A 23,133-nucleotide genomic window follows, 5' to 3' on the forward strand; every position below is an offset into this window, starting at 1 on the left:
CCCGTCCCCCCGCCGGCCGCCTGCGCTCGGGCGAGCATGGTAGAATTCGGCATGGCCCAGAAGGCGCCCCAGACGAAGCTGTCGCCGGAGGAGTACCTCGCGCTCGAGCGCTCCTCCGAGGTGAAGCACGAGTACGCTGACGGCGAGGTGTTCGCGATGTCGGGCGGCACGCGCGAGCACAGCCTCATCGCCGCCAACGTGGTGGGTGAGCTCCGCAGTTCGCTGAGAGCGCGTCCCTGCGAGGCGCACGCGTCCGACCTGCGGATCAAGAACGTGACGACGGGCCGCTACGTCTACCCAGACGCCTCGGTCGTCTGCGGCCAGCCCCTGTTCGAGGACGAACACCGCGACACCCTGCTCAACCCCACAGCCGTCTTCGAGGTGCTCTCCGACTCCTCGGAGAGCTACGACCGCGGCGGCAAATTCGCCTTGTATCGAGGCATTCCATCGATTGCCGATTACGTCAGGCTGTCCCAGAAGCAGGTGGAGATCGAGCACTTCCGCCGCCAGCCGGACGGCACCTGGCTGCTCCGCGTGCTCGGGGCGGGCGAGCGGCTCCAGATCGCGTCGATCGGCTGCGACCTGGCAGTGGACGAGCTCTACCTCAAGGTCTTCGCTCGGCCCACGGGCGGTTGAGCGGCTCCGCCAGGCTCTCGGCCCGACGCGGAGCCGCCGCTCCGGGACTACACCGCCGCCGCCCCGCCCCCGCCGGCCGCCTGCGCGCGCGCCCGCTTGCGGACCATGATCTCCGGCGACTCCGCGACCGCCATCCCCACGAGGCGCATGCCCTCCAGGAAGTGCTTCACCCCGCTCCGGACGAGCTCGTGGCTCGCCTCGCCGACCTCCGGGTAGCCCCGCCCCTCCGCGTCGGGCTGCACCTTGCCCCAGTTCGCGAAGAGGCGCCCCCACGGGCTCTCCAGCACGGGGGCCATCTTCTCCTTCGCGTAGCGCGGGTACCAGAACATGTCGTGATACGTGACCGACGCCACGTAGGCCCAGGGGGCGAGCCACGTCTTGAGCGACCACTCGATCGGCTTCTTCAGGGGACCCCAGTAGATGCGGTGCTGGTTGCGCGAGGCGAACGTCATCTCCTTGAACGGTCCATCGAAGTTCCACCGCTCGTTCGCCGCGTCCACGTCGCCCACGAGCTCGATGTCGCGCACGTCGCCCGTCCCGAGGCCGAGGTCGTGCGCCAGCCGCACGAACTTGAGATCGCGCAGCGGGTCGAACCCCATCAGCTTCGCCGCCACGGCGTCGATCGCCACCTGGTCCGAGGACGCGAGCAGCACGTTCTTCACGTGCGGCACCATGCAGCGCGGCCCCGGGCCGTCACCCGCGAACGTCCCGTCCATCACCGCGAAGACCCCGCGGTGGATCTTCTTCTGGATCATCAGGAGATCCACGAGCGTCTCGTGGATCACCGGGTGCGTCCAGTGCCGGTGCTCGTTCAGGAGGCCGCCGAACGCGTTCTTCATGGCGCCCGTCGTCGTCGTGAAGATGTGGGTCTTCACCGTCGGCAGGTGGATGATGTTCTCCCCGATGAAGCGCTTCGGGATCGAGAACCCCTTCGGGTACACCGCGTTCAGACAGAGGAACTTCTTCTGCAGATCGCCGACCGCATCCCCGATCGGGATCCACTCCTCCCCTTCGTAGAGGTGGACGTTGCGCAGGCCGTGCGCCTGCACGACGTCGATCTGCTTATTCTCGCGCTCGCCGAGGTGGGCGTCGATGACGACCGTGCGGTTGTGGCAGGCGTGGATCAGGTCCTTCGAGTACCCGTCCTGCGTCATCGCCCGGATGACCCCCTCGAGCTGCCAGGGCGTCGTGGATGAGCTCGGGTAGAAGAAGTGCCAGGAGATGTTCACCTTGAGCGCCGTGTCGGCGTCCTTGGCGACCACATCCTGATAACCGGCCAGGTTCATCAGCCGGTGGTAGTCCGAGAGCACCGTCGCAGGCGACGTGCGGATCACAGCGACCTTCGATTTCGGCATGGCCGGGTCCTTATAGCCCGTCCAGAGTCGCCCGTTCCGGGAAGTTGCAGGGCGTCCGCGTGGAGCCTCCGTGCAGGCGCCGTCGACACGGAGCAGCGCGGCGCAGGGGCGCGCGCTCGCCCGATGCCCCTGTTCCGCGCTCCGCCTACGCGCAGGTCCACCATGTCACGATCGAGGCATCTTGCCCCAGACGTGAAGCGCCGCACGCGTGCCCGGACGGAAGCGGTTGGGCCGATCTCGGCGCTAGCCGCCTCGCGCCGCCGAGAACACGCCGGCCGACAGCCTCTGCCGCCGGCCGGCACGGGGACTGCAACAGTCAGGGAGCAGCAGGGAACAGCAAGGAACCGCGGCGAACAGCCGCCATCAGGAACCACGTTGAGGTCGTCTCCACGAAACAACGGATCGACCCCTGAACCCCCCCTTGGAGGACATCATGCTCGGCTGGACTGTCACCTTCTTCATCATCGCGATCATCGCCGCAATCTTCGGCTTCGGCGGGATCGCCGCCAGCGCCGCGTCGATCGCGAAGATCCTGTTCGTCGCGTTCCTGGTGCTCGCCGTGATTTCGCTCGCGCTCGGGCGCCGCATGCCGGCATGATCCGGAGACAGGGTGGAGGCCATGAAGAACGCGTCGCAACCGCGGAACGGTGAGAGGAACGATACGTTGAACAGCACGTTGAACAGCACGTTGAACAGCGCGCCGAACGGTGAACCCTGGAAGCCCGGCGCGCCGCAGCCGGCGGCGAGCCCCCCCGGCGAAACGCCAGCGCCGCCAGCGCCGCCAGCGACCCCCGGCTCGCCCGGTCGCACGTCGCCGGACCGCGAGATCCAGCTCCCGGGGACGGCACAGCCCGGAGGAGATCCGGGGACGAGGCACCAGCCCGAGGTGCCTGCGCCCGCGCACACGCAGGAGATCCCGGCGCCGCCGCCTCACGAGGTCCCCGGCCACGATTTCCCGCGCGCCGGGAGCGGCCCCTAGGCGATATGCCAGAGACTCCCGCCCTCCCTCCCGCGCCCGGCACCGGCGTCCCGCGCCGGCAAGGCCGCTTTCGCCGGGCGCTGGCCCGCGCGGCCGCGGTGTCGGCCAGCGTGATCGGCCTGGGCGGTGTCTTCGTCGCTGCGGCGGCGGTCGGCGCCGTCATCCACCTGAACGCCGGGTCGACCCGCAACCTGACAAGGCAGCTCGTCAACGACACCCTGCGGTCCACCCTCGAGGGACGGATCGAGATCGAGCATGTCGACCGCCTCGGCCTCTTCACCGCCGACATCTCCAGGGTGACGGTGAGCCACCCGAACGGAACCGAGCTCCTGCGCGTCAGCGGCGTCCACGCGGACTTCAACGCGCTGTCGATCGCGACGGAGCTCCTCCTCGGCGACGGCGACCTCGCCGTCACGATCCCGCTCGTCCGGGTCGCGGACGCGGACGTGCTGCTCGAGCAGGACGAGCAAGGCGCGCTCACCCTGGCCGAGGCGTTCACGCCGACGCCATCGGAGCCGCCGGAGGAGCCGCCCGCCGAGCCTGCGCGGCCGCTCCGCCTCGAGCTGTCGCGCGTCGTGCTCGATCGCGCGGCGGTCCACGGCACCGTCGCGCCAGGGAGCCCCATCGACGCCACGATCGAGGGCCTCGCCGGCGGCGTCGTCGTCGCGGACCGGAGCCGGTACGCGCTCGAGCGCGTGCGCATCACGGAGCGGCGCCTGCTGCCGGTCCCGGTCGAGGCGACCAGCATCTCCGGGAGCGTCAGCGTGCCCGCGGACGCGCCGATGGAGCTCACCGCGAAGCTCGAAGGGAGCGTCGGCGCGATCCCGCTCACGGCCGAGGGGACCCTGAAGGACGAGCGCCTCACGGCGCGGGTCTCGTCCGCGCGCGTGACGCCCGAGGCGGCCCTCGCGATCGATCCGAGCGCGCCGCTCGCCCGGCCGCTCTCGGTGCTGGTGACTGCCGACGGAGCGCTCTCGGACCTGACCGTCACGGCGCGCGTCGCGGTCCTCGATCCGCTCGTCGCGAGCGACGCCGTGACCGGCGAGGTCACCGCCAGCGCCCGGCTCGACGCGCTCGATCCGAAGCGCATCACCGCCGAGGTGCGGATCTCGGAGCTCGACCCGCGCGCCTTCGTCGGGGCGGCGCCCGCCGCGCGGGTGAGCGCGGAGGCCCGAGGGGAGATCCACCTCGACGAGGAGGGCGGGCCGCGCATCGTCGCCGAGGCCAGGACGGAGCCGTTCGTCGTCGCGGGACAGCGCGTGCCGGCGACGGAGGCGCGCGCGACGCTCGAGCGCGGCGCGCTGCGGGCCGCGGCGACGATCCACGAGCCCGGCGCGCCCATCGAGGCCAGCGTCGCCCGCTCGAAAGACGGGGTGCTCAGGTTCGAGGCGCAGAGCGAGATCCCGTCGCTCGGCGCGGTGCAGCGCGTCCCGCGCGGCATCCACGGCAGCGCCGCGCTCCACGTCGAGGGAACGCTCAGGGACGAGGCGCTCGACGCCGAGGCGACCGTGCGCGTCGCCGGGCTCCGCGTCGGGTCCGATCTGAAGCTCGGGCGCGGCGAGGTCCGGGCCAAGGCCAGGGGGCCGCTCGACAAGCTCACGATCGACGGCGTGTTCCGCGGAGCCGACCTCCGCGCCCAGCAGTACGCGTTCCGCAGCGTGGCGGCGAGCGCCGCGGGGCCCGTCACGGCGCCGCGCGTCCGCGTGTCGCTGGCCAGCGCGGAGCGCCGGATCACGGCCTCTGCCCACCTCGATCTGCCGCGGAGCGAGGCGCGGCAGCTCCGCGTCGAGGTGGCGCGCGGGGAGGACGAGGTGACCGCGCAGGCCGCCCGCGTCGCGTGGGACCGCGGGATCGCCCTCCGCGGGCTCGCGCTGCGCGGCGACGGCGTGGGGGAGATCGAGGGGAGCCTCTCGCTCGCCGGGGACGAGATCGAGGGAGACCTCCGCGGCACCGCGATCGACCTCGCGCGCATCGCCGACATCACCGGCGCGCCGCTCGGGATAGGAGGCCTCGCCAACCTCGACGTGTCGGTGCACGGCCGGGGGGCGCGCCGCGCGGGGCGCGTCCAGATCGAGCTCGAGGACGGCTCGGCCCCGGGCGTGGCGCCGCGGCTCTCGATGAACGTGACGGCGCGCCTCGACGGGGAGGCGCTGAAGGCGGACGGCCTGGTCCGGCTGCTCGCGCCGCCCGAGCCGCCGCCTGTGCAGGCGCAGGAGGCCCAGCGCCGGGGCGCGACGCCCGACCAGACGCTGACCACGGCCTTCGACACGGCGTCGCAGCAGAAGGCGCCACCCGCGCCGGTGTGCCACGGCGCCATCGCGCGCGTGCTGGTCGACGGGAGCGCGGCGAGGCTGCGCGGGCCGCTCCTCTCGGCGCGCACCTGGCAGACGGTCACCGGCTCGGCCCGCATGGACGCCGACGCGTGGCAGCTCGGGTGCCTGGCGCAGGCGTCGCCGGTCCAGCTCGCCCTGAGCGAGCTCTCGGGCCGGCTCACCGCGCGCCTCGCGGTGGCGCGCGAGGCGGGAGAGCGGCTCCCGTCGGTGCGGAGCCTCCTTGTCCGCACGGAGGGCCTGCGCGCGGCCGGGCCGATCGACGCGCAGACGGGCGCGCCGGCGTGGGTGTCGAGGAAGCTCGACGCGCGGATCGCGGGGGATCTCGACGCGAAGACCGGCGACGCCCACGTCACGCTGTCGGTGTTCGATCGCCAGCTCGTGGCGGAGCTCTCGGCCGCGCTCGACGCCGATTTGCCGGCGCTCCTCGCCGATCCGGCCGCGGCGCTCCCGCGGACGTCGATCGCCGCGCACCTCCGCGTGCCGCGCCGCCGGCTCAACGATCTCACCGAGCTGGCCGCCCTCGGGAAGCGGACGCCGGTGCTCTCCGGCTCCGCGGGGCTCGACGTGTACTTCGCGGGGAAGCTCGCCGAGCCCCGGCTCGTGGCCCGCGCGACGGCGGCGAACGTGGGCGGCACGGCCGGCCCCTCGCTCTTCGGCAAGCTCCGGGTCGACACGCTGCTCGTCTATGACGGGCGCGACGCCGCGCTCGACGCGTACGCGTTCCGCGGACCGATCACGTACATGACGGCGAAGGCGAGGCTGGGCGCGGACGCCGCCGCCCTCCTCGGCGGGGCCCCTTCCGCTCGGCGCTTCAGCAACGGCAGCCTCGAGGCGAAGATCGCGGATCTGCCGCTCGCGGAGGTGCCCGTCCTCGCCGACATGCAGATCGGCGGCGAGGCGCGCGGCGAGATCTCCGTGCGCGGGCTGTTCGAGGCCGCGCCCGAGGTCAGGGCGCACCTTCAGTTCCCGGGCCTCACGCTCGGCCCCGACGCGCGGTACGAGACCGCCGAGGCGTCGCTCGACATCGCGCCGCCGGGCGGCGCGGGGCGCACCGCGGCCGTGGCCAGCGTGCGGCTCGAGGGGCGCGACGGCGGCCGGCTCGAGGCCAAGGCCCAGGCGCCCATGGCGTGGCAGGCGAACGCGATCCCGGCGCTCACCGACGATCGGAACGCCTCGGTGTCGCTCGCGGTCGACCGCTTCCGCCTGGCGGCGCTGGAGCCGTTCGTGCAGGGCTCGGTGAACCGGCTCGACGGCACGCTCGACGGCGAGGTGCGGCTCGGGCTCGGCGCGCAGGCGGGCTTCTCCGGCGAGATGCGCCTCGAGGGCGGCGTCGTCCAGGTGGCCGCGATCGGCCAGCCGTTCGAGAACGCCTCGTTCCGCGTCGCCGCGAGCCCCTCCGGCGAGCTCCGCGTCGACGACCTCCGCGCCGACGCAGGCAACGGCCAGGTCCGCGGGAAGGCGACCCTTCAGATGGAAGGGTTCGCGTTCCGGAACGCCCGCGCCGAGCTCTCGATCCCGAGAGGCCGAGCCCTCCCGATCTCGCTGGAGGGCGTCCCGATGGGCGAGGTGCGCGGCCGGGTGGCGCTCGCGGCGGAGAAGCGGGCCGAGGAGATCGCCGTCCGCGTCGACGTGCCCTCGCTCGATCTGACGCTGCCGCCCACGATCGGGCGGAGCGTGCAGCCGCTCGGCGAGAACGCGGACATCACGACGTCGGCGCCGCTCAGCCAGGAGGAGTACGAGGCGCGGCGAGCGCCGGCCGAGCCGCCGGAGCAGGCGAAGGAGAGCGCGGGCGGCACGCCGATCGCCATGGAGGTCCACCTGGGCAGGATCGGCGTCGAGGGCGACATGTTGCGGGCCTCGCTGTCGGGGGATCGGGCGCACCCGCTCCGCATCAAGGTCGCTGGGGAGACCGAGATCCGGGGCAACGTGAACATCCTGTCGGGCAATCTCGAGGTGCTCGGCAAGGAGTTCGAGATCGAGCCTGGCGTGGTTGCCCTGCAGGGGGATGCGTCGAATCCGTTCCTGAACGTGAGGGCGTTCCACGACACGCCGGAGGGGACGCGCATCTTCATCGACTATGTGGGGCAGCTCAACCCGATCACCGAGGACAAGATCACCTTCCGTTCGGAGCCGCCGCGCCCGGAGAACGAGGTGATCGCCGAGCTCCTGCTCGGCAGGGAGTTCGCGGAAGGGACGCTGGCGGGCGGCACGTCCGAGCAGCCCGCGTCGGGCGGCGGCAGCGCCGCCGGCGGGGTCGCGGCCAGCGTGGGGACGGGGCTCGCGTCCGCGCAGCTCAACATGATCCTCCAGAGCATCGGTCCGCTCCGGAACTTCGAGACGAAGCTGGGCACGACCGAAGAAGGCGCGCTGAAGACGACCGTGGGCTACCAGCTCGGGCAGCAGGTGACCGCGAGCGCGAGCTACGAGGCGGGGCCGACGGGGCAAGGACAGGGGCCAGGGTCCGGGGGCGGCAACACCGGCGCGCAGGCGCGCACCGAGGTGAGCCTCGAGTGGCGCTTCCGCCGGGACTGGTCCGTGCGGGCGGCGATGGCCACCGGCGCGAACCCGGCGACGAGCCTCGACCTGCTCTGGAAGCACCGCTACTGAGCGCCGTCGCGCTGCGGGCGCGCCCGTTCGTCAGGGCGGCGCATCCCCTTCGGCGCCGGCTGCGCGCCGGCTCAGCGCGCGACGCAGATGCCGCAGCAGTCGGCGCCGATCGGCGGGCTGCAGTCGTCGCCCGGATCGTCGATGCAGGTGAGCCCCTCGGGGCACGGGCGCGCCGTGATGCCGCCGCACGCCTGCGGCCGGGGCTCGGGCACCACGCAGATGCCGCCGCAGTCCGCCCCGCCGTGCTTCGGGTCGCAGTCGTCGCTCGGATCGTCGATGCACACGAGCCCCTCGGGGCACTCGATCCCCGCGAACCCCCCGCAAAACGGCGGCTTGGGCGTCGGCTCCACGCAGATGCCGCCGCAGTCCGCCCCGCCGCGCTCCGGGTCGCAGTCGTCGCTCGGATCGTCCACGCACTCGAGCCCGTCGGGGCACGGGAAACCCGCGAATCCCCCGCACATCGTCGTCGGCGGCTCGTCGACGCACACGCCCGGACAGTCCGCGCCGCCGTGCTCGGGGTCGCAGTCGTCGCTCGGATCGTCGACGCATGCGAGCCCGTCGGGACAAGGGGTCCCGAGGAACCCGCCGCACGTCTCTGATCCGGGCGGATCCGGCGGCTCACCGGTGTCGCCGCCGCCGTCCCTGTCGCAGCCCACGAGCCCGATCACGATGAGCAAGAGAGCCATCCCTTTGTGGCGCATCAGAACCTCCGCGTTGCGTTTGTCCGAACCCCACCATGAAGCAGCTTCGGTGCCACGGGAAGCGGACGCAATTCGGGCGGAGCGCGCGGTCCTCGGCGCGGGCACCGCGATCGCGGCGTCTTGCTGTGTCGCGGTTGTGCCAACGGCTTGACGGGAGGATCCGCGGGCGGGCGTGGAAGTCGTCTCCTCCGCGAGCCCAGGGGCGGCGTATGCATTGTATGCATTCCGCGCGCCGCCCCTGGGCGGGCCGCGTCGATGGGGGTGTCGACGCGTCAGAGCGAGGTGGAGAGCCGGTCGAGCACGGCGTTCATGATCGGCCGATAGCCGTAGTCAGGCGACGAGGTGTCGACCAGCTGCTTCGGGCAGATCGAGCCGGCGACCCCGCGCTCCCCGAGGCTCCGGATCAGCTGCAGCTCGCGGAGGCCAGGGTAGGCCTTGGCGTGGTCCTGCGTCGTGGACCGCGCCCCGGGATCCGCCGGGTCGTTCGTGCCATCGGGCCTGCACAGCGGGTTGTCGCCGGGCGCGCCGGCGATCGGCGTGCAATCGCACGACTGTGTCCCAGCGTCGCAGATGCGCTCCTCGGCGAGGGGGAAGATGCAGGCGTACTGGAGATCTCCAGTGCTACCCGGTGGAACCGTGTACTCGCGGCCGTTGATCGCGTTCCAACCCGCGGCGCTCGGGTGGACGATCGCGTCGCCGGTGATCGGGTTCATGCCCGAGCGGGGCGCCGCCGACTCGATCATGAGCGGATCCGCGGCGGGGACGTAGTTCGCCGGATCGCCGAGGATAGCTTCCCAGGTGCTGCTGAGGGTCGTGCCGGACGGCGGGTCGGCGAGCTCGGCGGCGTTCTTGAGCCCGCCGACCGGCTGGCCGAACTGGTTCAGGCCGCCCAGGAGATCGGGCTCGCCGAGCGCGTTCTGGCGCGCGAGGTCCTGCCACGGCACGCCGACGATGCCGGTGAACACGATGTGCTGCGGCCCGCGGGTCCGGGTGTTGTCGTCGCTCGGGTCCAGATCCGAGAAGATCGGGTTCGGCACGAGCTCTCCGCTCCTCGATACCACCATGGGCTTCGTGAGCGCCTGGGTGTACCGATCGATCGGGTAGAGGAAGTCGAACCCGAAGCGGCGCTTGTGGTCCCAGCACCGGCTGTTCACCGGGTCTTCCGCCGCGGTGAGCCTGGCGGCGTTGCCATCGGGGCCGGTGCAGGTCGGATCCTCGGGGCAACCGTCCTGCTTCTGGGCGCAGGACCTGCAGCACGGATCGTTCGGGTCGGTGGCGCACTCGCTCCGCGGCCGCCACAACCTGAAGCCCGCTCCCGCCTCGGCGACGAGGTAGTTCTTGCCTTCGTCCCTGATCGAGCAGTCGTTCTCGTCGGAGAGCATCACGATGAGCAGGAGCGAGTCCGGCCGGAGGAAGGCCTTCCGCTGCGCCAGGAGCTTCGTGTCGAGCCCTCCCAGTACAATGTTCTCGGTCGTCGGCGACACGGAGATGGTCTCATACGGCTCGGGATCGACGAGGAAGCGATAGAAGCTCTCCAGCGGCGCCTCGAAGCCGCACCCGGCTTGCCCGACCCCTTGCACGATGTCGCTGAGCTTCTCGGCGAGCGCCACCGGATCGGAGTCTCCCGCAGGGACGTGGCTTCCGGTCGGGTCCCACACGAGGAAGCCCTTGTCCTGGTAGGTCGGCAGGTCGTTCTCGCTCGTCTCATTGGAGCGCGCGAGGAGGCGGGCCATGTCGACGTTCGAAGCGGACGTTGCCGCCTGACAGGCGCTCGACCCGTGGCCGCCGAGGCTGCTGCTGATGACACCGATGTGCATGTCCTGCACCGGAGTGCGCACGCGCAATGTGCCTGCGGGGCATGCGCTCAACCCGCTCGGGGGCTGGACGGGGGGAGCAGCACCGGTCGGATCCACGCAGAGCGGGTTGGTCATGCCGTCGACGAAGTCGGCGAGCACCAGGCGCATCAGTTCCTGCTTGTCCGCCATCGAGCCGGAGTTGTCGACCACGAAGAGGAGATCGACCTTGTCCGGCGTGAACTGCGGCGGAACCCAGCCGCCTGCGCCCGTGCTGGAGTCGCCCCCGCTACCCACGGTAGCATCGCTGCCGCCGCTGCCGCCGCTGCCCCCGACACCGTCGCTGCCGCCGATTCCCGAGCTGGTGGTGGAGCTGGAGCCGGCCCCGCCGAGGGATACCTCGACTTGACATGCCACGAGCGAGACGGCGCTCAGGACGAGAAAGGGCGACAGTGCTCTTGATAGTCTCGAAGACATAATTCCTCCTTGCGCGGTGCCGTGACGCGCCGTCCAACACCGGCAGTGACCGAACGTGAAGGGACGCCCGCCCCGCTTCCCATTTCAAAAAAACCACCTGACCCCAAAACGAGACGGACAGCCCTCTTTCCCGCCCCGCCCATACGCGTTAACCAAGCTCGTTCGGTCACGCTCAGGACACGAAGCCCGCCCCGCTCCACCCCACCATCGGGCACCAACGTTTACGTGAACGTGAACGTGAACGTTTACGTGGTCGTGGTCGTTCACGGCCTACCGTTGACGACCACGACCACGACCACGACCACGTAAACGACCACGACCACGTCTGAGGATTGATCACATTTCCCCCTTAGTTTTCGCTGAGTTGGCAACGGCGGCGTTCCAGCCCGTCTCCAGCATGAGCAAGGTCTGCATTCCGCGCGCGAGCGTCAGCCAGCCAGGCGGACCGTTGCGCTTGAGATGTCCACCAAGACCGGCAACGGCGTAGAGCGCATCGACTACCGTCGCCCCCTGAGCCGGCAACTTCTTGGGCTGGTGCTGGTGCAGCAGCTTCAGCTGCGTGGGGTTCAGGGCTCGTTCCGCGGGCGCGTTGGGCTCAACGCGGGACAGAGAGCGCAGCAGCAGCATCTGCCACGCGATCGGGGCGAACAGCGCCAGCGCGTTCGTCAGGCTCCGGAAGCTCTCGAGCTGGCGCGTCTCGAGGGCGCAGCCGGTCTTCAGGGCCTTGAAGAACTCCTCGATGAGCCACCGTGCCCGGTAATGGTCGACGATCGCTGCGATCTGGTCGGGCGTGTCGACGGGCTCGTTGGTCGCCAGCACCCACGCGACCGGCTCTTCGCCCGCGGGCGTGTCGATCTCCTGCACCAGCACGACGTTGACCGCGAGCTCTTCGGCCAGCTCGGGCAGGTAGTACGGACGGCGCAGCGCTATGCGCCGGGCGCCGACGCCCAGCGTGGCGCTCCGCTCCGAGCGCTCGGGGTGCGCGCGCTTGCTCGCCGGGACAGGGCCGGCGCGGCGTTGGGTGAGCACGACCTCGCGACTGAGCCGGATCGGCAGCTCGACCAGCGCCTCGCTCAGCCGCAGCCGTGCGCCGTCGTCGAGCGCTTCTTCCTCATCCTCGGCCAGCTCCGACACGTTCCGATCGCGCGCCATGCGCACGACGAAGCGGTGGCCCTGCTCGACCATGGCGCACAGAAGCGGGTAGGCGTCGGCCTCGCGGTCCATGATGTGCAGCAGCGACGTGCGGTCGCCCACGGCCTGCTCGGCCGCCTCCACCTGCCGCAGCCAGCGCGTCGACTCCTTGTCGGTCACGCGCGCATAGTCGCTGCCCGTCCTGTTCTTCTTGCGTGGGCTCTTGGACAGGGCGGAGGCTTTGCGGGCCCAGCAGGCAAGGCCCAGCAGTCCGAGCGGCTGATTGATCGCGTCGGTGGCCACGGCGAGCGTCGCGTGCGCCAAAAAGCCCTGGGTGTCCTTGCCGTTGAGCGGACCGAGCCCTTTGCGTGCGCCGTCGCCGTCGAAGGCGACGGCGGTGGTGTCATGCACCGCGCGAACCGTGTCGTGACCGGCCATCCGCTCGAGGGTCTGCTCGCTGTGGGCCTGCACCAGCGCACCATACGACACGCGCTGATTGCCAAGGAGCCGGTAGAAGCCCTCCAGCTCTGCCTCTGTCTTCAGCGAGTCCGGGAAGCTCTCGCCCGGCGCGACGCTCAGCCGTGCCACCACCGCCCGGACCCGCTGATGCAGGCGCGCATCGCCCAGCTGCACCGTCTCGAACTCGCGCACGATCGACGGCATCGTTTCCGGCACATCGGGATTTCCCATGACATTTCAGACGCTTGGCGGGTCCGAAACGGATCAAAAAAAGATGTGCGGGATCCTCAGACGACCACGTAAACGTTCGGATGTAGGAGAACGCGGCGCGAGGCTTGGTTAACGCCTATCCCCCCGATCGCCCCCGCTCTAGGGGGTAAAGGAGCGGAGACGGGGTACGTGCGGGCTCGACGGATAGGCGAGGAGGAACGCCGACGCGCGCTGCGCAGCCGCCGCGCGATCGCCGCTCTGCCAGAGCGCCTCGATGGTGAGCGCCTCGCGCTCCTGCGCCAGCGCGCCGCCGGGAAAGCGGAGCCGCGCCTGCTCGGCGATCCTCAGCGCGCCGGAGGCATCGCCGCGCCGGAGCGCCGCGCGCGCGTCGCCGAGGAGCGTCAGCTCCTCGCGCAGCCGGCTCTCCCGCAGCCCCGGGCTGGAGGCGCCCTCCGCGCCTGTAGCCTCCGGCGCGGGCGCCGCTTCGAGGACGTCCGCCCTGGCCGCGGGCGGCGCGCTCGCGGCGTGCTCCGATAGCGGCGCGCCCGGCCTCGTGGACGTCGCGGCCGCGCGGGGGCCGGTCCGCGCGGGTGACCTGTCCGGCAGCGGCGCCTCGGCCGGCGGCGGCGGCCTGGGTCGCAGCGGCGCCTCGACCGGCGGCGGCTCGGCAGGCGGCGCCAGCTCGACAGGCGGCGGCTCGGCAGGTGCCGGCTCGGCCTGCGCGGCAGGCTCACGGCCCTCCGGCGGCGAAACCGGCGCGGATCCCGGCGCCGCGACGGCCTCCGCGGCCTCGACGATCCGAGCCGGCGGCGCCTCACTCGAGGGAGCCACAACGACATAGCCGGCGACGATCAGGCCCCCGCAGGCGGCGCCGAACAGCATCGCCTTCAGGATACCCGCAGCGCCCGCCGCTGCGGCCACGCCGCCGGTGACCGCCGCGCCGCCAGCGCCGGCGCCCGTCGCAGCGGACACCACCTTGCCCGCGGACACGGCCGCGGCGATCTCGCCAGCACCCGCCGCCGCGCTCGCCGCGCCGCCCGCGCTCGCGCTCGCCGCGCCGCCCACGTTCGCCGGAAGCGCCCCTCCCGCGGCGCCTTGAGCCCCTCCGAGCCCGGCGGCTCCGGCGAGGCCGATCTGCGCGGCCATCGCGGCCCACATCCGCTCCTGCGCCCCGTCGGGCGGGTCCGCCGACGGCGCTGCTCGCAGGAGCTCACGCTCCGTCTCGAGCGCGTTCGCCTCGGCGTCGAGCCAGCGCACCGGATCGCTCATCGCTCCCCTCCCGCGCGCTTCCAGACGGGTTGCCGCTCCACCTCCGGCAGCGGAAGGACGACCGAGGGATGCCCCTCGGGCACCGGCGCGCGCTCGGCAGCCGCCGCCTTCAACACGGGCTGCGACCGCGTGGTGACCCGCGGCCCGCCCACGTGGAACTCGTCGCGCGCCTTCAGGCGCGCGACGGCGCGGCGGAACGCATCGCGGGCGAGGCGGAGGCGCGAGTAGACGGTCCCCAGCGGGACGTCGAGCAGCTCGGCGACCTCCTCGCCGCCCATGCCGTCGAGCTCGAAGAGCGTGAACACGGCGCGCTGCTCGAGGGGCAGCTCGTCGAGGATCGCCTCGAGCAGCGTGATCGCCTGCCGCCGCTCCGCCTCCGCGCCGACGTCGGCCCGGTCATCGGCGCAGTCGAGCAGCGGTTCGTCGTCGTGAGCACGCCGCCTCATATGCGCGAGCTTGCGCCGGTCACGGGCGGCGTGAAAGCAGATGCTGTAGAGCCAGGTCGTAATTTTGGACCGACCCTCGAATTCGGACAACCGCCGATGGACGACCAGGAACACGTCCTGGACCGCGTCGGCGACGTCGCTCTCGGGCACGCCGAGGCGGCGCAGCGATCGCCACACGAACCGGAAGTGCTGCGCATAGACCTCTCCGAAGGTCATCCTGTCCTGCCGCTTCTCGCCATGCCCATCACCTCCGTGGCGGGTTCCGTGGCTCGCCATCAAAAAATCGACACGCGGGCGCTCAGGCCGACGAGCAGCCCCACCGGGGAGGGGTCGAGCGCCACGTCCTGCGTCAGGGGCGCGCCGGCCTCGTCGCGCGCGCGGCGCTCGACCGTGAAGCGCGCCCGCGCGACCGGCGCGAGGAGCGTCGCGCGCGCGGACCAGCCCAGCGCGCTGGATCCGAGGAGGGTTCCTTCCGCGACGGCCGAGCCGCCGAGGGCGAACCAGGGCGCGGAGGCCTCGCGGTCCGGGGCAAACCCCTTGCCGGAGCCGTAAACGGCGCCCAGCACCGCCGCCGCGCAGGCCGAGAGCCGGAGGCCGTCGAGATCGCCGGCGATCGTCGCGCAGCCGCGCGCCGTGGCGGCGCCGAGCCCGAGGGAGACGACGCCCGGTGCGAGCTCGGTGTCCTGGGGGGGCAGCCATACCCCACCGACGCCAGCGGACCATGCGCGGCGCCGCAGGGAGACATCGGCGATCGCGGCCGCCCGGAAGGGATCGAGCATGCCCACGGTCTGCGCGGCGCCGAGCTCCATCGAGACGTCCCCGCGCGCCGCCCGAGGCGGTGGACGCGGCGGCGCCGGCACGACAGGAGCCAGCGCGGGCGCGACAGGGGCCGGCGCAGGCGCGGGCGCTGTCGGCGCGGGCGCAGGCGCGACAGGGGCCGGCGCAGGCGGATCGCTGTCGAGCAGGATGGCGAGGGTCAGCGCCACGGCCTCGACGAGCTCGCCGCAGGACGCCCCCACCTCGGACGAGAGCTGCCGCGTGCGACCACCTGCCTGAAGGATGGCGGTGTACGTGGCACCGTCGTGGAGAAAGCGGACCTCGATCTCGGTCGCCCCGTCCGCGCTCGCCAGGGCGCCACCTGCGTTCGCTGACGTGTCGACAGGAGGGCCGCCGCCCGCGTTCGCTGACGCGTCGCCAGGAGGGGCGCCGCCCGCGTTCGCCGGCGTGTCGCCGGCAGGGGCGCCGGCGGTGCTCACGGGGTCGAGAGCCCGCCTCTCCATCACCCGCTCGACCGCGACGGCGAGCGACGGCGCGTCCGGGCAGTCGGCCGCAGCGGGCGCCCGCTGGACCGCGAGCCGCGGGAGCGGGGCGGCCACGACGACGCTCGGCCAACCGAGGGAAAAGGCGCACACGGCCAGGACGCACAGCGCGCCCCGACGCGAGGGATGAGGGCAGGTCACAGGATGCCTCCCATTACCGCAAGGAACGGCGCAAGCGGAATTAGGACGCGCAGAGCTCCGTGGCCTTGGGCGAAATCGCCGCGAGGGCGAGACCGCCAGACGGCCAGGCCCCCGGCGCCTGCGGGAGACGCCGGTCGCGACGGCGCGCGTTCCATGGCGGAGGCGTCACCGCCTGCCACGCGGGAGAGCACGACGCCGCCGCCCGTGGCGCGACCGAGCGACCGATCGAACGACGGCGACGCCGGTCGCGAGCACGGCATGGGATCGGATAGAGTGCGCCCCATGAACTCCTACGAGCTGGTGACGTGCGCGAGCTGTTATGGCGAAGGCGAGATCAACACGGACTCCGGCCCCTATCTGTGCAAGGACTGCCACGGAAACGGCCGCATCCTCCCGACCGGAGAGCAGATCGAGGAGCGCATCCGCGAGATCGAGGTCGAGCTGGAGCGCCACCCCCAGGAGGCGAAGCCGGAGACCCGATGGCTCGTCTTCGAGCTGCGGCGCACCCGCAAGCTGCTCTGGCAGATCCGGTCGTACTGCGAGGAGGCGCGGAGCGACACAGACGACGCGATCATCGTCAAGATCCGCGATCTCGCCGACGCGGCCGTCGCCCCGAGGAGCCCTGCGGTGCCGCGGGAGATGCTCCCAGAGGACGCCTGATGCGCGGCTCCGCCGGGGAGCCGGACAGTCGACCCCGGGGAGCTCCCGCGTCCTGCTCGAGCGCGGCGCGGGGTGTTCCAGCGCCTGCTCTCTACCCTGCCCTCCTCGGCGCCGCGTGGGCCGCGCTCGCGCCGCCGGTGCAGCGCCTCCACGCGGGCGGCGTGCGCGCTCGCGGCCGCTTCCGCGTGCGGCGTGGCCGGGGGCTCGCGGCGCGCCTGGTCGCCGGCCTGCTGCGCATGCCGGAGGCGGCCGAGGACGTGGCCGTGACGCTCGCCGTCGAGCCGGCGGGCGACGGCGAGCGGTGGCTCCGCACCTTCGGGGTTCGCCCGCTCTTTTCCTCGCAGTGGCGCGCGGGTGATCTCCTGGTGGAGGGGCTCGGCCTCGTCCAGTGCTGGTTCCGGCTCCGCGCCGAGGGCGGAGCGCTCGTGTTCGAGCAGGTGCGGTCGACGCTCGGGCTCCGCCGCCTCGGCCTGCCGCTGCCCCGGTGGCTCGCCCCGCGGATCGAGGGGCGGGCCGGGCCGCTCCAGGACGAGGTCCACGTCGACGTGCGGATCTTCGCGCCGATCGCCGGGCTGCTCGTCGCGTACGAGGGGCGCGTGGCGAACGAGGCGGGCGGCGAGGCGCCCCCTGCTCGCGCCGGCGGGTCCACGCCGGAATCGACCGCGCTGTCAGCGCCGGAGCCCCGCGCGCCGGAGCCCCGCGCATGATCACGGCGCTCGTGCTCCTCGCCGTGCAGGGCGCGCTCGGCGCCTTCGACACGCTCTATTACCACGAGTGGCGGGCGCGCCTGCCCGGCGGCGTGCCGGGCACGGCGCCCGAGCTTGTCCTTCACGGCGTGCGCGATCTCCTGTACGCGGTGCTCTTCGCCTCCTTGCCGTTCGTGCGCTGGGAGGGGCTCGCCGCGTGGGCGCTCGCGGCGCTGCTCCTCGCGGAGATCGCGATCACGCTCCGCGATTTCGTCGTCGAGGACACGGTCCGGAGGCCGCTCGGCGGCGTCTACCCGGGAGAGCGGGTGATGCACGCCGTGATGGGCATCATTTACGGCGGCGCGCTCGCCCACCTCGTCCCCGAGATCTGGCGCTGGGCGCGCGGCCCCACCGGCTTTTCCCGCTGGGACGCGCCGCTCTCGCTCCGCGTGATCCTGCCGCTCATGGCCGCAGGCGTGCTGCTCTCGGGGCTGCGCGACCTCGGCGCCGCCTACGGGCCTCGCTGGCTGCGCTTCCCGTGGGGGCGCGCGTGAGCCGCCGCCCGACGCGCCGTCAGCCCTTCACCGCGCCCGCCGTGAGCCCCGCGAGGATCCGCCGCTGGAAGACCAGCGTCAGCACCACGAGCGGCACGGTCACGACGATGGAAGCCGCCATGGTCTGCCCCCAGGGGATCTCGTAGAGCCCGCTGCTCGTCGTCGAGAACGCCTGGATCGCGTAGGTCACGGTGCGCTTGTCCGGCGTCTGGGTGAAGGAGAGCGCGAACAGGAACTCGTTCCACGCGGCGATGAAGGCGAGGATGCCCGTCGTCGCCATCCCGGGGACCGAGAGCGGCAGCATGACCCGGGTGAACACCTGCCAGTGCGTCGCGCCGTCGACATAGGCCGCCTCCTCGATCTCGCGTGGGATCGCCTTCATGAAGCCGGTGAGCACCCACACCGTGAAGGGGAGCGTGAAGATGAGGTACGTCAGGATCAGCGCGGGGAGCTGGTTGTACAGCTTGAAGAAGTTGATCATCTGGAACAGGGCGCCGAGGACGGCGATCTGCGGAAAGATGGTCATCCCCAGGACCACGTAGAGCACCAGGCTGCGCCCTCGGAAGCGGAACCTCCCCAGCGCGTAGGCGGCCAGCGAGCCCACGGCGAGCGACACCGCGGTGACCGAGACGGCGACGATCACGCTGTTCAGGAGCGCCGTCTGGAACTCGCCGTTCGCCAGCACGAGGCGGTAGTTGTCGAGCGTCGCGCGGCCGGGCCAGTAGCGGACCGGGGTCGTGAAGAGCTCGTCGTCGGGCTTGATGGAGGAGACGAACGCCCAGACGAACGGGAAGACGGTGAACACGAGCACCGCGGCGACGAGCAGGTAGAGCAGGGCCCGCAAGGCGCCCTGTCCCAGCGAACGGCGCCGCCCTGCGCCTCGCGAAGCGCCGCTCATCTCACACCTCCTCGGCGCGGAACACCGCGAGATAGATCGTGATGAACACCGCGATGATGAGGAAGAGCGCGACGGAGATCGCCGAGCCGTAGCCGATGTCCGAGACGCTGACGAGGGTCTGCTGCGCGTAGGTCGCCATGGTCTGCATGTCCGGCCGGTTGCCGAACATGACGAAGAAGACGTCGAACACCCGGAGCGCGTCGAGCGTGCGGAAGATGAGCGCGACCAGCATCGCGGGCCTGAGGAGCGGCAGCGTGATCCGGGTGAACTGCTGGAGCGCCGTCGCGCCGTCGACCCGCGCGGCCTCGTACAGATCGTGCGGGATGAGCTGCAGCCCGGCGAGGAGGAGGAGCGCCATGAACGGCGTCGTCTTCCAGACGTCGATGAGCGCCACGGCCCAGAACGACACCGCAGGATCGGCGACGAAGGCGACGTTGCGGTCCAGGACGCCGAGCTGGTTGACGAGCAGGTCGTTGAAGACGCCGTAGACGTCGTTGTACATCCACTTCCACATCTGGGCCGAGATGACGGTCGGTATGGCCCAGGGGATGAGCATGGCCGCGCGCACCGCCGAGCGCCCCTTGAAGCGGGAGTTGACGACGAGCGCGACGCCGAGCCCGAGGGCGAGCTCGCCGAGCACGGTGACGACCGTGAAGAGCACCGTGAGCAGGACCGCGTCGTGGAAGTAGCTGTCCTGCACGAGATCGACGTAGTTCTGCGCCCCGATGATCCTGGCCGGCTCCCCGGTGCCGAGGCGCGCGTTCGTGAAGCTCAGGTAGAACGTCTCGGCGAGGGGGTAGAGGGCGATGAACGCGACGACCGCGAGCGTCGGCAGGAGGAACAGCCAGGCGCGCCGCTGTCGCCGCGCGTCGAGCGACGGGTGGTCCGGAGAGGCCGCCGCGCTCGTGGCCGCTGGGTTCGCCGGCATGCTCATGGGATATCCGTTCTCGCGAGGTGGTGTGGCCGGGAGATCTCGTGGGCCGCGCCGCGCGCCGTGCCACCGGTGGGCGAGGCGCGCGAGGGCGGCGCGCGGCGCGCGTGTCAGCGAAGCGCGCGCGTGAGCCGCTGCTCCACCTGCCCGAGCACCGCCTTCGGCTCCTTGCCCTGCAGGACCTGGCTCACGCCCTGGAAGAAGGCGATCGACGCCTCGTTGTACCGAGCGCCGGTGCTGTTCGAGGGGCGCGGCACGAGCGCGATGTCCTTTGCGCTCGCCAGGAAGGGCAGCGACTTCACCACCTCCGCGTCCTGCTGCACCGACCGGATCGTCGGGAGGAAGGAGCCCGCGGTCGCGCGGAACCGCTGCGCCTCGGGGCTCGTCATGTAGCGGACGAGCTCGATCGCCGCGTCCTTGTTCGGCGAGAACTTCGACACCGCGAGCTGCCATCCGCCGATGGTGCCCGCGCTCTTCTGTCCGGGCTCGTGCGGCAGCGGGCCCGCCGCGAACTTGCCCTTGATCGGCGACCGCTCGGCGTTGCCCGCCGCGTAGGCATAAGGCCAGTTGCGCATGAAGGCGGCGTTGCCGCCCTGGAACGCGTTGCGCGCGTCCTCTTCCTCGTAGCTCGTCACGCCGGCGGAGGAGATCGAGCCCACCCAGCCCCTGGCGCGCGCGAGCGCCTTCTGGGCTTCCGGGTTGTTCACGGTGATCTTGCCCTCCTCGATGATCGCGCCGCCGCCGTGGGAGGCGATCCACTCCAGCGCGTTGCACGTCAGCCCCTCGTAGGCCTTGCCCTGCCAGACGAAGCCGAGGAAGTTCGGGCTCGCCGCCCGCTCGCCGTCCTGGATCTTCTTCGCCATCTGCTCCAGCTCGTCCCACGTCTCCGGCGGCTTCTGATACCCGTACTTCGCCAGAAGATCGGTGCGGTAGTAGAGCAGCCCGAAGTCGGTGAACCACGGCATCGCCACGAGCTTGCCGTCGACCGTGTTGTTCTGGACGATGCTCTCGATGTGCTGCTTCGCCGCCTCGCCGAGCTTCTCGCTCAGATCGACGAGGTTCTGCGCGAAGGCGCCGGGCCAGATGACGTCCAGCATCATGACGTCGATGTCCCCGGACTGCGCCTGGAAGAGGCGCTGGTAGACGGAGTAGGTCTCGGTCGCGTCCTTGGGACGGGGGATGATCGTCACCTCGATGCCGGTGTCCTTCTGGAACTGCTGGATCATCACCCTGTCGAGCTCGGCGCCCACGCCCACCGGCTCGCTGTAATACTTGAGCTTGCTGCCGGCGTATCGCTTCGCCTCGGCGGCGTTCGGCACGGCGGGGGGCTGCGCCTTGATCGCCTTCTCGCCCGGCGCCTCCGACACCGCGGCCGCCGTCGTGGCCGCGGCGCCAGGGGGGTTCTCGCGGGCAGGCGGGCTCTTGTCTCCGCGGCAGGCGCACAGGCCGACGACGAAGAAGATCAGCGCTGCGGTTCGCCATGCGCGGAGATCATGCTGCCGAGTGGGGTCCATCGCAGGATCCTTTCTGAGCTCTGTTCTGGAGAATTTTCGCATTCCCGGTGGCCGGCAGAGCTATCGAGACGCGCCGCTCACGCCCGCGCCGCGAAGGGCGAGTGCCCGCGGCAGCATCGACCAGATGCGCGCTCGGGGGCAAGGGATCGCGCCGCCTCTCCAGGGTAAAAAGCCCAGGAAAGAGCCGTCGATCACAGACGGGACGGAGCGCGCGCTGCTCGGCACTGCTCTGCTCGCTGATCGCTGGCAGCGCAGCACAGCAGACGGCGCGCGGCGCGCCGCGCACAGCGCCTGGCGAAGGCGCGTGGCGCGATGCGCTGCTCGGAGACGCGAAGCGCGCTGGCGGCGAGGTGAGGTGAGACGAGACATCAGCGCTGGCCGCGAGACGCGACACGACGCGCGCTGGCGGCGAGATGAGGTGAGACGAAACGCGATGCGCCTGCGTCGCGCGGAGACAACGCGCGCAATACGTGCGCGCGCGCGCGCGCCGACGCCACCACCTCGCCTCGAAGCGCAATTTCAGCGGCAATTCAGCGGTAGACGCGCGTCGCGCGCGCCCTGAACGTGGGCTGCTTTGCGCTTGCGGAGCCTTTCCGGAGGCGGTAGAGCCGATGCTGCGTGGCCGGCGCTCGCGATCCGGCACGGTGCCGCGGGCTCGTGGCCTGCTGGCTCCAGGCTGGTCCTGCCGAGCAGGACGAGCCCGAACCGGCCTGCGCACGGCGGTGCATGACTCCCCTGACGTTCTCCTCCTCGGCCGACGCCCCCCGCCAGGCGGCGCGGCTCGTCGCCCGCACCTTCCGGCTCGACGCCGACACGCTCGCGAAGCTGCCCGGCGGCGTCTCGTCGCTCATGGGAGACGGCGCGCGCGTCTGGCTTCACCCCGGCACCCAGCTGGTCGCGCACGGGGTCGCCGCCCGCCTGGAGCTGCCGCACGGTATCGAGGGCGGCGTGGCGTGGATCCAGGAGGCGCTGGCGTCGATCGAGGCCGCCGACGTCGTGGGCCGCCCGGGCTGCGGCCCGGTGGCGCTCGGCGCCCTGCCGTTCGACCGGACGGAGCCGGCCGCGCTCGTCGTGCCGGCCCAGATCGTCGGCGCGGCCCCCGACGGGACCGCGTGGGTCACGACCATCGGCGAGGGCGCCGCCCCGGCGCCGCACCTGGAGCGGGCCGAGGGCCACCGGCGCTCGCCCGACAGCTTCACGCTCCGCTCGGCGCTCCCGCACGAGGAGTGGTGCGGGCGCGTCGCGCGCGCGGTGGCCGACATCCAGCAGGGGGCCCTCTCCAAGGTCGTGCTGGCCCGCGCGGTCGACGTCGAGGCGAACCGCCCCATCGTCGTCGAGGAGGTCCTGCGCCGCCTGACCGCGCTCTACCCCTCGTGCGCGATCTTCCACGTCGACGGCTTCCTCGGCGCGAGCCCCGAGCTCCTGCTCTCCCGCCGCGGGCGCGCCGTCTCCTCGCACCCCCTCGCCGGCACCTACGCGGTCTCCGCCGACGTCGACGCCGACCGCCGGTTCGCCGAGGTCCTGCGGCGCTCGGCCAAGGACCAGCGCGAGCACCGCTTCGTGGTCGACGCCGTGGCCGCCGCGCTCGCGCCCGAGTGCGCGTCGCTCGAGGTCCCCAGCGAGCCGTCGATCCTGAGCCTGCGCAACGTGATGCACCTCGGCACCCCGATCCACGGCCAGCTCGCGGAGGCGGCGCCGGACGCCCTCACGCTCGCCGCGCGGCTTCACCCGACGCCCGCCGTGTGCGGCACGCCGCGCCAGGCGGCGGAGGCCTGGCTGGGCGCGCACGAGGGGATCCGGCGCGGGCTCTACGCGGGGCTCGTGGGCTGGGTCGACGCCCGCGGCGACGGGGACTGGTTCATCGGCATCCGCAGCGCCACGGTCGACGGCGCGCGCGCGCGGATGGTCGCGGGCGTCGGGGTCGTCGCAGGCTCGAGCCCGGAGGCCGAGCTGGTCGAGACGCAGCTCAAGCTCCAGGCCATGCTCGCGGCCATCATCCGCCCCTGATGCCGCGCCCGCCGCCGGGGCGCCTCA

18 protein-coding genes are annotated in these 23,133 nt (G+C 72.2%); 8 read left to right on the forward strand and 10 right to left on the reverse strand.

Annotated features, from left to right (window positions below):
- Positions 1 to 51 precede the first annotated feature (51 nt).
- Positions 52 to 636, forward strand: coding sequence for a Uma2 family endonuclease (locus WME73_RS28005; protein WP_437911516.1), 585 nt, complete (start codon positions 52 to 54; stop codon positions 634 to 636).
- Between the two features lie 47 nt (positions 637 to 683).
- Here WME73_RS28005 and WME73_RS28010 read toward each other — a convergent pair whose 3' ends face one another.
- On the reverse strand, positions 684 to 1,991 hold the full coding sequence (locus WME73_RS28010) for a DUF362 domain-containing protein (RefSeq protein WP_437911517.1): 1,308 nt from the start codon (positions 1,989 to 1,991) through the stop codon (positions 684 to 686).
- 433 nt (positions 1,992 to 2,424) lie between these two features.
- On the opposite strand from WME73_RS28010, the gene WME73_RS28015 reads away from it, so the two are divergent.
- The 3 genes from WME73_RS28015 to WME73_RS28025 all read left to right on the forward strand — a co-directional run bounded on the left by WME73_RS28015 (position 2,425) and on the right by WME73_RS28025 (position 7,910).
- Positions 2,425 to 2,589 carry a DUF1328 family protein gene (locus WME73_RS28015; protein ID WP_012237660.1) on the forward strand — a complete coding sequence of 55 codons (165 nt, stop codon included), beginning with the start codon at positions 2,425 to 2,427 and terminating at the stop codon, positions 2,587 to 2,589.
- A 66-nt stretch (positions 2,590 to 2,655) separates the two neighbouring features.
- Complete coding sequence (locus tag WME73_RS28020) at positions 2,656 to 2,970, forward strand: hypothetical protein (protein ID WP_437739453.1); 315 nt, start codon at positions 2,656 to 2,658, stop codon at positions 2,968 to 2,970.
- Between the two features lie 5 nt (positions 2,971 to 2,975).
- On the forward strand, positions 2,976 to 7,910 hold the full coding sequence (locus WME73_RS28025; protein WP_437911518.1) for a translocation/assembly module TamB domain-containing protein: 4,935 nt from the start codon (positions 2,976 to 2,978) through the stop codon (positions 7,908 to 7,910).
- Positions 7,911 to 7,981: 71 nt separating this feature from the next.
- On the opposite strand, the gene WME73_RS28030 is transcribed toward WME73_RS28025, so the two are convergent.
- From WME73_RS28030 to WME73_RS28055, 6 genes are all read right to left on the reverse strand, one after another.
- Entirely contained in the window at positions 7,982 to 8,611 is a 630-nt protein-coding gene (locus WME73_RS28030) for a hypothetical protein (protein ID WP_437911520.1), read from the reverse strand.
- Between the two features lie 272 nt (positions 8,612 to 8,883).
- A complete protein-coding gene (locus WME73_RS28035) occupies positions 8,884 to 10,701 on the reverse strand; it encodes a hypothetical protein (protein WP_437911521.1) in 1,818 nt (605 codons plus the stop codon).
- A 516-nt stretch (positions 10,702 to 11,217) separates the two neighbouring features.
- Entirely contained in the window at positions 11,218 to 12,702 is a 1,485-nt protein-coding gene (locus tag WME73_RS28040; RefSeq protein WP_437911522.1) for an IS4 family transposase, read from the reverse strand.
- A 138-nt stretch (positions 12,703 to 12,840) separates the two neighbouring features.
- On the reverse strand, positions 12,841 to 13,950 hold the full coding sequence (locus WME73_RS28045) for a hypothetical protein (protein ID WP_437911523.1): 1,110 nt from the start codon (positions 13,948 to 13,950) through the stop codon (positions 12,841 to 12,843).
- Entirely contained in the window at positions 13,947 to 14,612 is a 666-nt protein-coding gene (locus tag WME73_RS28050; RefSeq protein ID WP_437911524.1) for an RNA polymerase sigma factor, read from the reverse strand. Before WME73_RS28050 ends, WME73_RS28045 begins: the two co-directional genes overlap by 4 nt.
- 59 nt (positions 14,613 to 14,671) lie before the next feature.
- A complete protein-coding gene (locus tag WME73_RS28055) occupies positions 14,672 to 15,772 on the reverse strand; it encodes a hypothetical protein (RefSeq protein WP_437911525.1) in 1,101 nt (366 codons plus the stop codon).
- Between the two features lie 366 nt (positions 15,773 to 16,138).
- Here WME73_RS28055 and WME73_RS28060 point away from each other — a divergent pair, with 366 nt between their 5' ends.
- Genes WME73_RS28060 through WME73_RS28070 form a run of 3 tightly spaced genes read left to right on the forward strand, consistent with a single transcriptional unit; the run spans position 16,139 to position 17,756 of the window.
- Positions 16,139 to 16,516 carry a hypothetical protein gene (locus WME73_RS28060; RefSeq protein ID WP_437739461.1) on the forward strand — a complete coding sequence of 126 codons (378 nt, stop codon included), beginning with the start codon at positions 16,139 to 16,141 and terminating at the stop codon, positions 16,514 to 16,516.
- Complete coding sequence (locus tag WME73_RS28065; RefSeq protein WP_437911526.1) at positions 16,516 to 17,223, forward strand: DUF4166 domain-containing protein; 708 nt, start codon at positions 16,516 to 16,518, stop codon at positions 17,221 to 17,223. The genes WME73_RS28060 and WME73_RS28065 overlap by 1 nt, the downstream gene beginning before the upstream one ends.
- A complete protein-coding gene (locus WME73_RS28070) occupies positions 17,220 to 17,756 on the forward strand; it encodes a hypothetical protein (protein ID WP_437850014.1) in 537 nt (178 codons plus the stop codon). Before WME73_RS28065 ends, WME73_RS28070 begins: the two co-directional genes overlap by 4 nt.
- Before the next feature lie 19 nt (positions 17,757 to 17,775).
- On the opposite strand, the gene WME73_RS28075 is transcribed toward WME73_RS28070, so the two are convergent.
- The 3 genes from WME73_RS28075 to WME73_RS28085 all read right to left on the reverse strand — a co-directional run bounded on the left by WME73_RS28075 (position 17,776) and on the right by WME73_RS28085 (position 21,099).
- On the reverse strand, positions 17,776 to 18,654 hold the full coding sequence (locus WME73_RS28075) for a carbohydrate ABC transporter permease (protein WP_437541520.1): 879 nt from the start codon (positions 18,652 to 18,654) through the stop codon (positions 17,776 to 17,778).
- Position 18,655: 1 nt separating this feature from the next.
- The gene (locus WME73_RS28080; RefSeq protein WP_437911527.1) at positions 18,656 to 19,588 is read right to left on the reverse strand and encodes a carbohydrate ABC transporter permease; all 933 of its coding nucleotides are present in this window, start codon (positions 19,586 to 19,588) and stop codon (positions 18,656 to 18,658) included.
- A 107-nt stretch (positions 19,589 to 19,695) separates the two neighbouring features.
- Positions 19,696 to 21,099 carry an ABC transporter substrate-binding protein gene (locus WME73_RS28085; RefSeq protein ID WP_437739465.1) on the reverse strand — a complete coding sequence of 468 codons (1,404 nt, stop codon included), beginning with the start codon at positions 21,097 to 21,099 and terminating at the stop codon, positions 19,696 to 19,698.
- A 726-nt stretch (positions 21,100 to 21,825) separates the two neighbouring features.
- Between WME73_RS28085 and WME73_RS28090 the strand changes: the two genes are divergently transcribed.
- Complete coding sequence (locus tag WME73_RS28090; protein ID WP_437911528.1) at positions 21,826 to 23,106, forward strand: isochorismate synthase; 1,281 nt, start codon at positions 21,826 to 21,828, stop codon at positions 23,104 to 23,106.
- Positions 23,107 to 23,133: the final 27 nt, after the last annotated feature.

This window comes from Sorangium sp. So ce302, from assembly GCF_051530145.1.
In the GTDB taxonomy this organism is placed as follows: domain Bacteria; phylum Myxococcota_A; class Polyangia; order Polyangiales; family Polyangiaceae; genus Sorangium; species Sorangium cellulosum_B.

Excerpts from the sequence above, each read along its gene's own strand:
- WME73_RS28005 (WP_437911516.1), top strand. The coding sequence starts at position 52 with ATGGCCCAGAAGGCGCCCCAGACGAAGCTGTCGCCGGAGGAGTACCTC.
- WME73_RS28010 (WP_437911517.1), bottom strand. The coding sequence starts at position 1,991 with ATGCCGAAATCGAAGGTCGCTGTGATCCGCACGTCGCCTGCGACGGTG.
- WME73_RS28015 (WP_012237660.1), top strand. The coding sequence starts at position 2,425 with ATGCTCGGCTGGACTGTCACCTTCTTCATCATCGCGATCATCGCCGCA.
- WME73_RS28025 (WP_437911518.1), top strand. The coding sequence starts at position 2,976 with ATGCCAGAGACTCCCGCCCTCCCTCCCGCGCCCGGCACCGGCGTCCCG.
- WME73_RS28030 (WP_437911520.1), bottom strand. The coding sequence starts at position 8,611 with ATGCGCCACAAAGGGATGGCTCTCTTGCTCATCGTGATCGGGCTCGTG.
- WME73_RS28040 (WP_437911522.1), bottom strand. The coding sequence starts at position 12,702 with ATGGGAAATCCCGATGTGCCGGAAACGATGCCGTCGATCGTGCGCGAG.
- WME73_RS28045 (WP_437911523.1), bottom strand. The coding sequence starts at position 13,950 with ATGAGCGATCCGGTGCGCTGGCTCGACGCCGAGGCGAACGCGCTCGAG.
- WME73_RS28050 (WP_437911524.1), bottom strand. The coding sequence starts at position 14,612 with ATGACCTTCGGAGAGGTCTATGCGCAGCACTTCCGGTTCGTGTGGCGA.
- WME73_RS28060 (WP_437739461.1), top strand. The coding sequence starts at position 16,139 with ATGAACTCCTACGAGCTGGTGACGTGCGCGAGCTGTTATGGCGAAGGC.
- WME73_RS28065 (WP_437911526.1), top strand. The coding sequence starts at position 16,516 with ATGCGCGGCTCCGCCGGGGAGCCGGACAGTCGACCCCGGGGAGCTCCC.
- WME73_RS28070 (WP_437850014.1), top strand. The coding sequence starts at position 17,220 with ATGATCACGGCGCTCGTGCTCCTCGCCGTGCAGGGCGCGCTCGGCGCC.
- WME73_RS28075 (WP_437541520.1), bottom strand. The coding sequence starts at position 18,654 with ATGAGCGGCGCTTCGCGAGGCGCAGGGCGGCGCCGTTCGCTGGGACAG.
- WME73_RS28080 (WP_437911527.1), bottom strand. The coding sequence starts at position 19,588 with ATGAGCATGCCGGCGAACCCAGCGGCCACGAGCGCGGCGGCCTCTCCG.
- WME73_RS28085 (WP_437739465.1), bottom strand. The coding sequence starts at position 21,099 with ATGGACCCCACTCGGCAGCATGATCTCCGCGCATGGCGAACCGCAGCG.
- WME73_RS28090 (WP_437911528.1), top strand. The coding sequence starts at position 21,826 with ATGACTCCCCTGACGTTCTCCTCCTCGGCCGACGCCCCCCGCCAGGCG.